Origin of the sequence: Aeribacillus sp. FSL K6-8394, assembly GCF_038008865.1 — a bacterium.
GTDB classification, from domain to species: domain Bacteria; phylum Bacillota; class Bacilli; order Bacillales; family Aeribacillaceae; genus Aeribacillus; species Aeribacillus composti.
This window is the reverse complement of the sequence record NZ_JBBPAA010000001.1, coordinates 2,411,162-2,426,661: the sequence shown is the minus strand read 5'-3', so window position 1 is coordinate 2,426,661 and position 15,500 is coordinate 2,411,162. Positions and strand designations below refer to the sequence as shown.

The window sequence follows — 15,500 nt, the reverse complement described above, 5'->3', positions numbered from 1 at the left end:
AATCAGAAAACTGGTACTTTTCTTTTAATGTATTTATCATAATATTATTTATTATCAATGTAAATTATCAGGATAAATGATGTTAGAAATAGTAACATAAAAAGAAGATAAAGTGTAAGGGGATTCAGGCTTTTATTTTTCCTTAGAATTGTTTTTAGTCTATGCGATTTCCGTTATTAATGCAAAAGCTGTGGAGATGGTTATAGAAATGTGCATTTTCTAATTATGTATTCGTATGTGACGGAACAAAGCTTTTGTTTTCTACAATGTTTTATAATAATACTTTCTTAATAAATTTAAAAGGGAGTGAGAGTAATGAGTAATAAATTTTCAAAATCAATGTCAAGAGCCGATGTTCTATTTCTTTCTGCTGGAGCAATGCTTGGATGGGGATGGGTTGTTCTTTCTGGTGATTGGATAAGTAAAGCAGGTTTTCTAGGAACGGCAATTGCCTTTTTGTTAGGTGGACTGCTTGTTACTTTTATTGGTCTGACCTATGCAGAGTTAGCAGCTGCAATACCTGAAACTGGCGGTGGATTAGTGTTCGTCCAGCGAGCCTTTAATGATAGGTTGGGATATATTGCTGCATGGAGTGTCTTGTTTGGATATGTATCAGTTATTACCTTTGAGGCAGTTGCATTACCTACCGTCATTGATTATATAATTCCTGTTGATCACCAACTCTTTTTATGGAATCTCGGAGGATGGGATATTTATTTAACTTGGGTTTTGATTGGATCCTTTGGTTCGCTGTTGTTGACATCGATGAATTATTTTGGAATTAAACCGGCTGCTATTTTTCAAAATATTTTAACTATTGCTGTTATTTTAATAGGCTTAGTTTTAGTTTTTGGAGCATTTGCAAATGGAGGTTCAGTGCATACGAATTCAATTCTTGGAGAAGGAGTGGGGGGAGTGATGACTGTTCTTATCATGATTCCATTCCTATTTGTAGGGTTCGATGTTATCCCGCAAATCGCTTCAGAAGTAAAAGCACCACCAAAAGTAATAGGTAGGATACTTATTTTTTCTATTATACTGGCCATTGTTTTCTACATTTTAATTGCATATGGGGTATCAGTTGGATTAACACCGTCTCAACTCGAGGTTACCCGACTTGCTACTGCTGATGCAATGACGAATCTATTTAGAAGTCCAGTGTTTGGAACAATTCTTGTGATTGGTGGGGTTGCCGGAATCGTGACAAGTTGGAATGCATTCATTATTGGTGGAAGTCGAATTTTATTTGCCATGGCGGAGAGAGGGATGATTCCAAAATGGTTTGCTTACATTCATCCAAAATATAAGACACCGACACATGGCATTATCTTTTTAGGATTACTTGGTTTTTTTGCACCATTTTTAGGGCATTCAGCTTTAAACTGGTTTGTAAATGCTGGTGGCATTGGAATTGTCATCGGTTATATGCTTGTTTCCATCTCATTTATGAAACTTAGAAAAACAGAACCTGATTTAGAACGTCCATATAAGATACGAAATTGGAAATTAACTGGAGTTATCGCCATAATTTTAAGTATTATATTTATTACTTTTTATTTACCTGGAATGCCATCTGCGCTTGTTTGGCCTATGGAATGGTTAATTGTGTTTGGGTGGTATGGAATCGGAACAATCTTGTATCTGTTTGGTTCTAGAAAAGACTCTGTAAAAAAATTTAAAGATGTCTCGTCGACTTAGCCTTTGACGAGAATCCCCTTTGAAGGATTTCTAATTTATATAGAAAGTGAATTGGAAGGTAAATGAGAACAGTGTGCATTTTAAGTTTTTACCATACCCCTAGCTTTATAAAGAGTGTTTAACGTTTTAACTGGTACCTGAAAAATCAGAAAACTGGTGCTTTTCACTATAACAGAAAATTGACATAATTCGTATATATATTGATTTTGAGGAGGCAATGAAAAAATGGCATCATCGACAACGATGGAAGACTTGCAGGCTAAACGGAAAAAGTATGTTCCTAAAGGGGTGAGCAATGGAAATTTAAGTATTGCGCATCATGCAAAAGGGGCTACCATCGTAGACATTGATCAGAATGAATGGATAGATTTTGCAGGGGCAATCGGAACTTTAAATGTAGGGCATAGTCATCCTAAAGTAACGGCTGCGGTAAAAGAACAGGTTGATAAATTTTTGCATCCTGGTTTTAATGTGATCATGTACGAAGGATACATTAAGCTGGCAGAAAAATTATGCAAGATTACTCCGGGCAATTTTGATAAACAAGCAATTCTTTTTAATTCGGGGGCTGAAGCAGTTGAAAATGCAGTTAAAGTGTCCCGTAAATTTACAGGCAGACAAGCGGTCGTTTCATTTGTCAGAGGGTTTCATGGAAGAACGAATCTGACGTTGAGCATGACGAGCAAAGTCAAACCATATAAATTCGGATTTGGTCCTTTTGCTTCAGAAGTGTATCAAGCTCCTTATCCATACTTGTACCGAAAACCGGATCATATGACAGATGAACAATATATTGATTGGACGATTGAAGAATTCAAGAGGTTTTTCGCTGCTACTGTGGCACCTGAAACGGTTGCTTGTATCGTAATGGAACCTGTTCAAGGGGAAGGCGGTTTTATTATCCCACCGAAGAAATTTGTCAAATTTGTCAGGGACTTCTGTGATGATCACGGTATTGTTTTTGTGGCAGATGAAATTCAAACTGGTTTTGGCCGTACAGGCAAATTATTTGCAATTGAACATTTTGATGTTGTCCCGGATTTGATTACTGTTTCCAAGTCATTGGCTGCCGGGTTGCCTTTAAGCGGTGTAGTAGGCAAGGCGGAAATTTTAAATGCTGCCGATCCGGGTGAACTGGGTGGGACGTATGCTGGGAATCCTGTAGCTTGTGCCGCCGCACTGGCAGTCATTGATATCATCGAAGAAGAGGATTTGCTCACAAAATCAGAAATACTGGGACAAAAGATTGAGAAAAAACTGCTGGAATTACAAGCGAAACATGAGTTTGTAGGGGAAATTCGCCGCTTAGGTGCTATGGTAGCGGTGGAGATCGTAGATAACCGCCAGAACAAACGACCGAATAAAGAGAAAACGAATCAAATTCTGAAATATGCGAATGAACATGGTCTTTTATTGCTTTCAGCTGGTATTGATGGAAATATTATACGCTTTTTAGCTCCGTTGGTTATTACTGACGAGGAATTAAATAAAGGGTTATCCATATTGGAAAAAGCTTTTGCTCAATGAACTGGGTGAAGAAACTGAGGATAAAATTGCCGGGAATCCATTAACCAGTGGCGTTATATATTATTATATCCCGGCAAAGAAAAACCCAGAGGGAGGTAAACCTTGATGGCAGCGACGATTAAAGTCACGAATCCTGCAACAGGTGAGTTGATCCAGGAAGTAAAGGCAGATACAGAAGAAGAGATTCATCTTGCATTGCGGAGAGGGCATGAAAGTTTCCGAAAGTGGTCCAAAATAAATGCACATGAACGATCGAGACTATTAAAGCTTTGGTCTAAAAAAATCCAAGAACATAAAGATGATCTTGCAAAGATCATGACAATGGAAAGCGGTAAACCTTTGCACGAATCATTGGGTGAAGTTGACTATGCAACTAGTTACATTGATTGGTATGCAGAAGAGGCGAAGCGGCTTTATGGACGAACAATTCCTGCAAATACGGAATCCAAACGTATCATTGTCAGCCGCCAACCGGTAGGATTGGTTGCAGCCATTACTCCTTGGAATTTTCCAGCCGCAATGATGACAAGAAAAGCTGCACCGGCATTGGCAGCTGGATGTACATTCGTTGTGAAACCAGCAGAAGATACCCCGTTAACCACGATGAAATTGATTGAGCTCGCTCATGAAGCCGGAATACCAGCGGATGTAATTCAATGTGTGAATGGCTATGGCAGTGAGGTAGGAAAAATATTTACGGAAAGCAAATATGTCAGAAAAATTACGTTTACCGGCTCGACCCCTGTAGGAAAATTATTGATCAGAGACAGTGCCAGTACGGTTAAACATGTTTCAATGGAATTAGGCGGCCACGCACCGGTCATTGTTGCACATGATGCTGATATTGACTTGGCGGTAGAACAAACGATAGCTTCCAAGTTCAGAAATGCCGGTCAAACATGTATTTGTGCAAACAGAGTTCTAGTGCATGAAAGCATTGTAGAGGAATTTGCTGAAAAATTAACAAATGAAGTTAAAAAATTAAAAGTTGGAAATGGTTTGGAAAAAGGCACTCAAATTGGTCCAGTTATTAATGAAAAAGGCTTTAATAAGATTGTCTCGCAGGTCAACGATGCAATCAGTAAAGGTGCTGAAGTTTCTTGCGGCAATAAATACAATGCTAACAAGGAAAAAGGCTATTTCTTTGTTTATCCTACGGTTCTCAAAAATGTCAATGAGAACATGAAGATTATGCAAGAGGAAACATTTGGACCCATTTTGCCAATCACAACGTTTCAGGAATTAGAAGAAGCTGTTAATATTGCAAACAGCACGCCTTATGGTCTGGCCGCTTACTTTTTTACAAATGACTATAGAACAGGCATCTATCTGCATGAGCATTTAGATTTCGGAATTATCGGCTGGAATGACGGCTCTCCATCTGCTGCCCACGCTCCTTTTGGAGGAATGAAAGAAAGCGGAATCGGCCGTGAAGGTGGAGTGGAAGGCATTGAACCGTATTTGGAAACGAAATATTTGTCAATAGGGGATATTTATAAATAAAAGACTTTTTGCAGGGAGTTTTTAACAGCTGTTAATTTTCAATTTGATAGAAACTAATCGGTTTTTCATAAAGTTGGTTACATCCACCATCCATGATCAGGAATTCGATTTGGAAATTTGTACAATCTGTCACATTTCCGATCAATGTTGGGTCGACTTCTCCATCGTTTACATGAGTTGGAGTTACTTCGATCGCAATCGGTAATTCACTGATGGTATCTACAGAAAGATGCACTTTATGGCCAAACCAAGTGATTTTATTGCTAAAAGAATCAAACTTTGCTCCCTTGTTGTTCACTCTGTTTTTTAGGCTTGATCTTTTCATAGGCGTTAATGGCGGCACTATCGATAGCCTGATGCCCTCCATTGATACGCCTTCAGCTTGGCCTATCTGGACAAGATCATATAAAGATTTTTTTGAGTGTGTTCATGGAAAATACTGTACTAAAAGTAGAGGTAGATGGTTCAGGTCGACCGATATTTAAACCGCATTGATAACGGAACGAATGTCTTAATCCAATCGGTTACGAAGGTCTGTAAACGTATCAAAACCTTCTAATGGAGCAGCAATAAGAGCTCTTAAAATTCCTTTCCTTAGAATGACCTTCAGCCCCCTTGGGGTGAAGAATTGCTTAGCAAAGGGACGTAAATCAAGAGCACTAAAAAAGATTTGGCAAATTTTCTTTAGAATCTAAAATTTACAGTTCTTCAAAAAGGAAAATAGACTTTCTTGTAGAATGTACTAAGTGACTTCCCCCTAGCGAATTATTGTGTTTTGGTCACATCAAAAATTCTGCAAATGAGGGGTGAAGTCCTTTTTTCTTTCTCTTAGAACAAAAAAATGTAAAATGTTCAAATAAAAAACTTGATTAGAAGTTAAAATTTTTTTATTTTTGTTCTTAATTTCTCTAAATTTCAAATGGTTCAGGTATCAATATTTGGATTTCCACAACCTAAGTTTAGTATCCTTGATAACTGGGCACTTCATAGTACAGCTTCCAGTTCATTAGGGTTTCTGTTTTTTTCCAAAATAAAAGGGCAGAGAATCGAAAAATCCTTATGCAGTGATATGCAAAGGGGCTATACATAGAGAGAGCTTTAGGTTTTGCTAAAATTATTGAAGCTGACGCTTGACTAAAGAATCATGGCTACAGAGGATTCACGCCAAGCCCTTGATGGATAGATCGCATATATGTATATTTATACATAATTTTGATATAGGTATACTGCAACACTCTGTATTTTTTCTTGCAGAAAACAGTTTTTTGAGTCGCGAGTTTTATTTTCATAGAATGCAAGAGTTTTCCTGATGAATTCATGAAGAAGAATATTTGTTACAGCCTGAATACGTGTTTTGATTTGCCGCAAGTCTTCGTACCCATTCATACACTCTCCCTTTCAATAAGTACATGCAGTCAACGGAATTCGGACTATGATGAAACTTAGTCTAATGCTTCTTCGCATGAAAGGCACGGATCATGCTTGCCTCTTCTCAGATCCTGTCTGCTATTTCGATCGAGTCAAATAAAATAACGCCTTTATTTCCGCCTCCATTTGAAAAATAAGGAAGGATTACTCATCTAGAAAATAATTAGGATCTATTTTCAAGGGAAAAAGAACTTATCACAATTTATGGTAAAATGGAAGAAATATAGACGTGATGTGAAGAGATCTTCGGAGTGGCCCTGGTTAATGATGCTGTCAGCGGTGGATGCCCGGAAACAAGAGATCGATGAGACGATTCTCAAGGAACTGGAGGTGTTGGCGATGAACGAGCAAGAAATTCGCGAAGCATTGGAAGAGTGGGAGAAGCTAAGCGTCAGTTCGGAAAATCGCTACGCGTATGAAATGCGGCTGAAATGGCTGCGGGATCAATTGTCCAATCTTCTTGGCGAGCGGCGTGCGGGGATGGAGGAAGGGTTGGAAAAAGGATTGAAACAAGGGTTGAAGCAAGGGCTAAAGCAAGGTCGGGAGGAAGAACGGAAGAATATGATCCGGCATATGTCGGCGAAAGGAATGGCAGCGAAAGATATTGCCGATCTCACTGGACTTGCGGAAGAGGAAGTGCGAAAGTGGTTGAAATAGATTGCCTGTCATTTGTCGAAGCCGTTTGGCATTCATCCGAAGAAGTAGTGGAAACGTTAGAAAACCTGCCGCCTAATAAGGCTTTGCTGCGCCATCGAAAAATAAATGTAGCACTCGGAACTAGGAAATCGGAATATCTGCTCGAACGAATCGTTAAACAGGCGGTGGATGCCCGGAAACAAGAGGGCATGAATCGATTCTCAAGGAATTGGAGATGTAGCCACTGGAAAATTAGAAAGGCTACAAAATATATATTACGAAATAAGAACAGTAAAAAATAGAAAAGGCAGAGTTGTTGCTAAACGAAAGAATCCTACTGATGAATTAATACGTGTTGTGAAAAGGAATTAAAAATTGAGTGTGTGATGATGAAACAACTGAATAATGGCATTTTTTCCTGAAAGGTTGCTAGGGAAAAAATGTTGGAAATGTCAAGTTTATGGATAGGATGGCTAAAAATCCATTTGCAACCAGTCGATCTAAAAAATAAACAGGTTGTTCGTACACAGCCAAAAACGAACAGGAGGAAAGTAAAATGTTGAAAAAACTTTTTTCATTTACTGTTGCGACTGGACTTATTTTCGGTTTGTTTTCATCATCACCAAGTATTGCAAGTGCAGGAGAAAAGAAAGGTACAGGAAAATGTTCCATTACGATTACGACAGACAATACTTACAACAACAAAGCACAAGCAACAGGTCTTTGTAAAGGATACATTTATGGCTACTATGTAAGTGGTCAATTTGCATTAGAGGGAGCTTACGGTGGACCAGTTGTAAATGGACAAAAAGTTACGTTTTTTTTGCCACCAGATGTAAGTGACTATTACAATTACGAATTGACGGTCAAAACAGTGGTAAAAAAAAACCCAGTGGAACCAGCACCAAAGCCGGAGCCAAAACCGGAACCAAAACCGGAGCCAAAACCGGAAGTGGAAAAACCGTCACAGCCAAGCCAAACACCAAAGCCAGCAAATCCAAAACCAGCGCAAAATCCAAAGCCAACACAAAAGCCAAATCAAGCAACAAGTCAAAATCAAAATCAAAAGTCAAATCAAACACCAAAGCAAAATCAAACACAAAAGCCAAATCGAGCAACAAATCAAAATCAAGCAACAAGTCAAAGTCAAGCGCCAAGGCAAAATCAAGCAAGTCCAGCACCAAAAAATGACAGTCATGAATCCAAAACTTCTTCTAACGTAGCAATGAACAAAGTAGAAGGAGATAAAAAGATCCCAGATGAAAAGGAAGTAACATCATGGACAACAGAAGATCTTAAAGCAAAAGGCGCAAAAGTCGTTGAAAAAGATGGAAAATTATTTGCATTTGTTGATGGGGTTTATGTGGAAATAACGGAAGATCAAGCAAAAGAACTAGGGTACAAAAAGGAAAATGAAACACAAAAAGCAGAAAATGATGATGAAGAAGAAAATGTAGTAGAGGACAAAAAAGATGATGAAAAACAAAACAGCGAAAAGAAAGAAGAAAAGAACAATGCAGGTAAAGTTCTTCCTATTGTAGCAGGTGCGACAACAATTGCAGGTGCAACAATTGCAGGTTTATACTACTTCCACCCATCTACAAAGGAAATCATCAACAAGATTATACAATACATTTTAAATCTCTTCAAAAAGTAAAAAATAAATATTTTTAAATAAACAGAGGGAAGTGTTTTTTCAATCAGAAATGGTATTATCCCCTACAGGTAGACAGTAAAAAAAGAGGCTATTTGATATAACACCTAGGAGGGGATTTTTATGGCTAAAAAAGTCGAAGACACTATGATGGAAATGCTAATTTAACTATGTACAAACATGATTGTTTAAAGCTATATAGTTTCTCTCATTGCCTTAGGGCAATTTTACATGGAGAGGCGGGTATGATAGCCTTGTTAGGCGGAGCCAGCTATTGATATTGCTGGCTTCTTGGCTCGTACGTAAGTCATGCCCGTAGAGGCTCCATGTCAAGTTATTACTATCCACCACTTAATAACATAATTATCCATAAAATCATTTTTGTACATCACTTTACAATCAAAATTGTGCATTCTTATTTTGACATTTACACTATGATAGCCGTGTAAAAGAATTGTATCCAGTAAAATATAATCAGTTTGGAGAACTCTAACCGAAAATCAAGGGAAAACAAGATAATCCTATGAAAAATAGATCAAAGCGTCATTACGGAATAATCCAGACTGACTGATTATTGCTGAAACAAGGGGTTCAGAGCTTATGATATGTTTAGATCAAGATGCTTTAAATCAAACTATTGAAACGATGGAAAAGGAAGCTGTTTTAAAAACGGATCATTTTAACAAAATTCAGTTCTTGTTTACCTAATCATTTGTGCTGCTTTCATGCTCATATCACCGTAATCTTTCGCTGGCAGCAATATCTTCGTCACATTTCTTGTTGTGAATAGGCAAGTTTTCCGCGGCAAAATGTCATTACTACGTCAAGGCGGTCATTTAAAACAACTAAGTCAGCATCTTTTCCTTTTGCAATGCTTCCTTTGCGATCATAAACGTTTATTTGTTTAGCAGGGTTAACGGCTGCCATTTGAATAATGTCTTGAAGCGTACATCCGGTGTAAGCCATCATGTTTTTGGCTGCATCGTTCAGCTTCAAAATACTTCCTGCCAGCGTCCCATCCCGCAAAACTGCCCGATCTTCATTCACTCGGACTTCTTGGCCTCCAAGTTCATAGATTCCTTTACCGAGACATTTCGCTCTCATTGCATCCGTGATTAAAATAAGCCCGTCATTTCCTTTGTTTTGATAAGCAAATTTCACCATTTCCGGACACACATGAATGCCATCTGCGATAATTTCGCACAACACCTCATCATGCATGAGCACTGCTAGAGTAGCTCCCGGCTTGCGATGGTGCAATCCGCTCATTCCATTAAATAAATGGGTTGCATGGGTAATGCCAGCTTGTATGCTTTTAGCAGCTTCAGCATAAGAAGCATCTGAATGCCCGATGGAGGCGACAACTCCTGTTTGTTTTAAATAATCGGTTAATTCTATTCCACCTTTTCTTTCAGGCGCCAATGTCACAAGCTTTATCGCTCCACCGGACATATGCTGCCATTTTTTAAATAACTGCAAGTTCGGTTCGAGAATATTTTCTGAGTGCTGCGCCCCTGCTCTTTTAGGGGAAATAAACGGACCTTCCAAGTGGACTCCTAACACTTCTGCATATCCGGGTTCATTCGCTGTTTCCATGTACTTTCTTACATTGATCAGAGCTTCTTCAATCCGCTGTTCAGAGCTTGTCATCGTTGTTGCTAAAAAACTCGTCGTTCCTTCCCGGGGGAGTGCCGCTGCCATTTTGCGAATTGCCTCATCGGTTCCATCCATCGTATCGGCGCCTGCTGCTCCATGAATATGCAAATCGATAAAACCAGGAATAACTGCATAATTGTTTTTGCTTTCAATTTTTTCAACCCGTTCGTCTGTAACAGTCAGCTTTTCTTGAGGACCAATTTCGAGAATTTTCCCATTTTCTATTAATACATATCCATTTTTGAAAACTCGTTCTTCAGCATATACCGTCATATTCGATAATAAAATCTTGCTCATAAAGATCTCCTTTTTCTAGTAACAATCTCTATTTAAATTGTATGTATGTGGAACAAAATGTTAAATGACTTTTATGGGATTTTTAAGCACATATATTGGGTCTGTCCGGAAAATTGAAAAAATATGAAACTACTGCTTCCAGATAAAGAAGACTTTAATAATTCTTTTTAGCAGCTTTTCAATTAAACCGCAGTCGTTTCAGTATTTTGAAGCAAACATATCGTTCATCTGCATGCCGGAATACACATTATATCACAATCGCTTATTCGTAATGTAAGCTTCCGTTCTGAAAGAAACGTTTTTTCGCTAGTGTGCATAAAGCAGACCGGTCCAATCAGTAAGGATATGTCGTTAAGCGTCGCCTGCAAAGCTCCGAACAATCGAGAGGCTAGCGGCTGGATCTGGATAAAGAGGCTGAATAATTTTTTTGATTTTCGCAAAACTTTTTATTTATTATTTGCGAATATATAGGTAGTGATAGAAGTTTTGAGCTTTGGGATTGGAAGTGAAGCTTCACGATGGATCAAGAGAAGAAATGGATAAAAGCAATACAGAAGCGGGCAAGTGAAAAAGCGGCAAATAAGCTGATCTCTTATTATTACAAAGAGATTTATGCGTTCGTATTTAAACAAACGTTTGATCAAGAATTAGCGAAAGATTTGACGCAGGAGATTTTCATCAGCATGCTGCGCGGCATTCACCATTATGAGGGGAAAGCGGCGTTCCGGACATGGCTGTATAAAATCGCAAAGGCGAGAATCATCGATTACTATCGCTCGAAAGAATATAAACAGCAGAAAAAAACAGTCAATTTGTTAACAGATCAGCGGGAAAGTGATGATGTGCTTTTTACAATCGAACAAAAGGACGAGGTAAAACAGGTTTTAAACCTGCTTGAACGATTTGATCATGAGAATCGACGAATTGTGCAAATGAAAATTTTTGCAGGCCAAACATTTGCCGAGATTGCCGCAAAGCTCCAGATAAAAGAATCAACCGTAAAAACGAAATATTATTCTACATTGCGAAAAATCAATGAGCAGTTAAAGGAGGATGTCCATGGCCATTGATAACGAAAAAATTCCTTTTCCTAGCGATAAGGAGATCAAACAAGAAATTCAGAAGATTATTGCAAAAGGCATGAACAAAAAGCCTTCCTTTTGGCAATATATGTTCACTATGTATCGCGAAGTCGGTTTCCGCAACGTCTTTCGTGATCTGACGGAAATCGCTTTTACGATTGTTTTAACTATCGCTGTTTTTGCTATGTTTGTTCTTTCAACCGCAGAATATTTTTCATGGACAGCCTTGGATGTATATACATTCATCTTTTGTTTTTCACCAGTTATTTATTTTGTCATCGTTTTTTTCTTTTTTATTTGCCAAAAGCAAAAGCCGGCGTTTGAGGTGGAAATGACTTGTAAATACAATGTGTATCAATTAGCAGCATTCCGTATGTTCATGTTCAGCATTTTCGCTATGCTCGCCAATGGAGTCATCATTTTCTGGCTGGCAACAGAGTTTTCCATTCATTTTCCTTTTGCCTTTTTATTATCTGTTGCATCTTTATTTCTTTTTGCTGCTGCTTTTTTGTATGTATTGCTTTATGTACCGACAAAAAGTGGGAAAATTGCTTTATTTATCAGCTGGATTGCCGCAAACTTGTTTCTTTCTTACATGAACAGCTATGTTTATCAAGCCTTTTTGTTAAACGTTCCGTATTTTATTTACATCATCATCGGGATGGCTGCGATGTATATATATGTTCATCAGCTTAAGCTGTTTTTCGTCAAAACCAATATAAAAGGAGTTTTGTAAAGATGCTAATTGTCGACCATGTTTCCAAATATTACGGCAATTTTATTGCTCTTGAAAATGTTCATTTACAGTTTGACAACGGAATTTACGGACTATTAGCTCCAAATGGCGCTGGGAAGACAACATTGATGAAAATGCTTGTCACACTCATCTTTCCGACAAAAGGAGAAATTCGTTACAACGGAGAAAATATCATCCATCTCGGCAGCAAATACCGCGAGCTTCTCGGTTATTTGCCGCAGCAGTTCGGATATTACAAGCATTACACCCCTGCAAAATATTTGCTTTACCTTTCAGCATTAAAAGGGATTTCAAAGCATGAAGCAAAAGAAAAAATACCGGAGCTTTTAAAGCTCGTTGGACTTGAAGATGTCATGCATAAAAAAATGAGGAAGTTTTCCGGCGGGATGATTCAGCGGGTCGGCATCGCCCAGGCATTGCTGAACGATCCAAAGATTTTGATTCTTGATGAGCCCACTGCAGGTCTTGATCCGACCGAACGCGCCCGTTTCCGCAAGCTTTTAACCCAATTAGCAAACGATCGGATCATTATTTTATCAACGCATATTGTGTCTGATGTCGAATCGATTGCCAATGAAATCATTATGATTAAAGATAAAACGATTTTATATAAAAAGCCGATACGTGAATTATGCCAATTATTGTCCGGCCGCATTTATGAGACCGCAGCTGATTTTCAGGATGCAGAAATCTTTCGGAAGCGATTTGCAACAATTTCGGAAAAGCAAGAAAATGGCCAGATGATCTTTCGGTTTGTTAGCGACGAACAGCCAAATGAAAATTGGAAAAGTGTTGAGCCGACATTAGAGGACGTATTTCTTCATGTATATGGAGAAGGAGCGCTGGCATAATGATCAAATACGAATTAATAAAAGTTGTCAAGTCGCCGATTTTTATCATTTTACTATTATTTTTTGTGGCGTTGAATGGTTTGATTATTTTCGACCATAAAAATGAACGGGAAAATTTACCTGTTTTACAAAACATAGTTGAGCAATACGGGACGAAAATCGATGATGAAGCATTGGCAGGTATGAAAAAAGAAATCGATCATGATATGGTATGGGTGAATGAGCTGAATCCAAAAAGCGGGAAGCAGTATCAGTTTCCATATGAGTTTATAAAAGGCCATGAAGCGTTTCTGTACCAACATCTTACGGATCGTGAATTAAACAGGCTATTCAATCTCAACTTGTTCACTCAATATTATGAAACCGCTAAAAGCGTCGATGATATTTACAGCGAGCTGGATGCGACAGAGTTTGCCCGGCAACAAATCAAGAAATACGGATTAAGCGGGGAGGCAGAAGAAACGGTGCTGAACCAAGCCAATCTTTTAGAAAAGCGGCTGCAGCAGCTAGTGAAAAACGGTGAACATCGCCATTTCTTTTATTTAGGATCAGTCTATGAAATGCACTCCTTGCTATTTAAAAAGCTTGGCCGGGCGATCGCTTTTGAAGGAATGATCCTCGTCGTTTTAATCACAGCATTGCTAACTAATTATGAATTTGAACACCGTACATTCTTTGTTGCATTTACGAGCAAACGCGGGAGAAATTTGCTATGGGACAAGCTTGCTGCAAGTGTAATCGCTAATGTGTGTGCTGTTATGTTGTTAATCGTAGCGACATTGATCATTTACTTTTCTGTCTATGATTATTCTAATCTTCTGTTTGTGCCGATTAGCAGCTATTTTAATAGCGAAACGCCTTTTCCTTACATATCGTGGTGGAATCTATCATTCTTGCAGTATGTTTGTTTATTTGTCGGCTGTTTACTATTAAGCCAGCTGCTGTACATGCTGCTCACCTTCAGCTTATCTATATGGCTGAAAAACAGCTATCTTGTTTTCTTTACATTTGCTCTGTTCGCTGGTGTTAGTTTATGGATTCCAAGCGTTGTTTCACTGAATAGTAACTTTATCTTGATCATGCATGTGAATCCTTTTTATTTAATTATGAATCCGCATGTATGGTTTATGGGAAACAACATTTTTACGATGTTTCCATATTTTGAAGCTGTAACGATAGCAGCGTGGGCGGTCATATTTATTCTATTAGGATTCTTCAGCATGTACAAATTTAAACGGCAACCATTAAATTAGGGGGAAGAATATTGAGAGTTTTTTTATACGAACTAAGAAAATTGTTCAATTGGAAGGTGCTGCTGCTTATTTTGTTCATCAGTTTTCTGTTTTACAAGCTGTTTTTAAGCTTTTATTTTGAAAATTTCCCTAATGGACGGCCTGCAAAAGATGAGTTTATGATTACGAAAGAAATGATCAATAAATATGGGCATGAAATGGACGAAAAAGAGTTTCAACATTTTAAAAACTGGTATAAGCAAAAAAAAGACGAGGCCAATGCCTATTTAAAATCACAACAAGATGCGGAAAAACTAGGCATTACAACATATGAACAGTTTCGACAATTGGATTTAACAAATAAACAGTATGCAGATTTTCATGAAAAAGTCGTGTTTGTTGATCAAGCAGATGTTTTTTGGGAGCTGCAAGCATTCGAAAATATCATTGAACAATATGAATCGAAAGGGAGGGATATTGAATCTTATACCGATGAAGATCAGCAAGAACGTGTAAAACAAATCATGGCAAACAATGATGTCAATTCTGTTTTTCCATATCTTGTCTATGAAAATTACAATGAGCTCACCCGCTTTTGGACGGTTTTGATTATTATAAGTGTTGTCATGGTAACATGCCGCGTTCATATTACAGACAGACTAAACAATGCGATCAGTCTGCAATACACGACGAAAACCGGTCGGAATTTGTTTTCTGCAAAACTTCTTGCTGCTTTAGCAGCCACAGCATTGATCACAACTGTGCAGATCGTCATTTTTTGGTTTTTCTATCTTGGGAATGGTACGCAAGCTTTTTTTCCGCTTTCCATCAATTCGTTCTATAATTTTTACTATTTTTGGTTTGACTTTACATTTGAAGGCTATATCATCACAACGGTGATTGCTACTTATATTGTTGCCATTGTTGCGGCGCTCTTTTCAGTATTTTTCTCACGGATCGCACAAAACTACATCACATTGATCGGCTCGCTTGTCCCGATCGTTGTGCTGCTAAGCTATTGTACTTTAAAATACCTTGTTGGTGAACTGTTTGCGATTCTTCATCCGCTTATGCTTACAATCGGCACCTTTCTTGTATTGATCGCGATCAGTACGATATTCATCATTTACAGAATGAAGCAGGAAAAGCTTGTTGATCTTATATAAGCCAAGCAATAGC

13 protein-coding genes are annotated in these 15,500 nt (G+C 38.2%); 11 read left to right on the top strand and 2 right to left on the bottom strand.

Features of this window, described 5'->3' with window-relative positions; all coding sequences use genetic code 11:
• Positions 1-315: 315 nt before the first annotated feature.
• From NSR00_RS11425 to NSR00_RS11415, 3 genes are all read left to right on the top strand, one after another.
• Positions 316-1,698 (top strand): APC family permease, encoded by a 1,383-nt coding sequence (locus tag NSR00_RS11425; RefSeq protein WP_340788844.1) that lies wholly within the window; start codon positions 316-318, stop codon positions 1,696-1,698.
• A 225-nt stretch (positions 1,699-1,923) separates the two neighbouring features.
• Entirely contained in the window at positions 1,924-3,225 is a 1,302-nt protein-coding gene (gene gabT, locus NSR00_RS11420; RefSeq protein ID WP_066248811.1) for a 4-aminobutyrate--2-oxoglutarate transaminase, read from the top strand.
• 105 nt (positions 3,226-3,330) lie between these two features.
• Positions 3,331-4,728 (top strand): NAD-dependent succinate-semialdehyde dehydrogenase, encoded by a 1,398-nt coding sequence (locus NSR00_RS11415; RefSeq protein ID WP_340788842.1) that lies wholly within the window; start codon positions 3,331-3,333, stop codon positions 4,726-4,728.
• 31 nt (positions 4,729-4,759) lie between these two features.
• On the opposite strand, the gene NSR00_RS11410 is transcribed toward NSR00_RS11415, so the two are convergent.
• A complete protein-coding gene (locus NSR00_RS11410; RefSeq protein ID WP_340788840.1) occupies positions 4,760-5,095 on the bottom strand; it encodes a hypothetical protein in 336 nt (111 codons plus the stop codon).
• Between the two features lie 1,325 nt (positions 5,096-6,420).
• Here NSR00_RS11410 and NSR00_RS11405 point away from each other — a divergent pair.
• From NSR00_RS11405 to NSR00_RS11395, 3 genes are all read left to right on the top strand, one after another.
• Positions 6,421-6,813 carry an Rpn family recombination-promoting nuclease/putative transposase gene (locus NSR00_RS11405; RefSeq protein WP_327873706.1) on the top strand — a complete coding sequence of 131 codons (393 nt, stop codon included), beginning with the start codon at positions 6,421-6,423 and terminating at the stop codon, positions 6,811-6,813.
• The gene (locus NSR00_RS11400) at positions 6,801-7,094 is read left to right on the top strand and encodes a hypothetical protein (protein WP_340788838.1); all 294 of its coding nucleotides are present in this window, start codon (positions 6,801-6,803) and stop codon (positions 7,092-7,094) included. The genes NSR00_RS11405 and NSR00_RS11400 overlap by 13 nt, the downstream gene beginning before the upstream one ends.
• Positions 7,095-7,348: 254 nt before the next feature.
• Positions 7,349-8,449: a hypothetical protein gene (locus NSR00_RS11395; RefSeq protein ID WP_340788835.1), complete on the top strand. Its 1,101-nt coding sequence runs from the start codon at positions 7,349-7,351 to the stop codon at positions 8,447-8,449.
• Positions 8,450-9,214: 765 nt separating this feature from the next.
• Here the strand turns inward: NSR00_RS11395 and nagA are convergent.
• Entirely contained in the window at positions 9,215-10,399 is a 1,185-nt protein-coding gene (gene nagA / locus NSR00_RS11390; protein ID WP_340788833.1) for an N-acetylglucosamine-6-phosphate deacetylase, read from the bottom strand.
• A 518-nt stretch (positions 10,400-10,917) separates the two neighbouring features.
• Between nagA and NSR00_RS11385 the strand changes: the two genes are divergently transcribed.
• The 5 genes from NSR00_RS11385 to NSR00_RS11365 are packed head-to-tail and all read left to right on the top strand — an operon-like array spanning position 10,918 to position 15,487.
• Complete coding sequence (locus NSR00_RS11385) at positions 10,918-11,469, top strand: RNA polymerase sigma factor (protein WP_063388899.1); 552 nt, start codon at positions 10,918-10,920, stop codon at positions 11,467-11,469.
• A complete protein-coding gene (locus NSR00_RS11380) occupies positions 11,459-12,217 on the top strand; it encodes a hypothetical protein (RefSeq protein WP_144597791.1) in 759 nt (252 codons plus the stop codon). Before NSR00_RS11385 ends, NSR00_RS11380 begins: the two co-directional genes overlap by 11 nt.
• A 2-nt stretch (positions 12,218-12,219) precedes the next feature.
• Positions 12,220-13,089 (top strand): ABC transporter ATP-binding protein, encoded by an 870-nt coding sequence (locus NSR00_RS11375; protein WP_063388897.1) that lies wholly within the window; start codon positions 12,220-12,222, stop codon positions 13,087-13,089.
• Positions 13,089-14,342, top strand: a complete 1,254-nt coding sequence (locus tag NSR00_RS11370) for a hypothetical protein (RefSeq protein ID WP_340788831.1) — start codon at positions 13,089-13,091, stop codon at positions 14,340-14,342. The genes NSR00_RS11375 and NSR00_RS11370 overlap by 1 nt, the downstream gene beginning before the upstream one ends.
• Before the next feature lie 11 nt (positions 14,343-14,353).
• Positions 14,354-15,487 (top strand): hypothetical protein, encoded by a 1,134-nt coding sequence (locus NSR00_RS11365; protein WP_340788829.1) that lies wholly within the window; start codon positions 14,354-14,356, stop codon positions 15,485-15,487.
• Positions 15,488-15,500 lie beyond the last annotated feature (13 nt).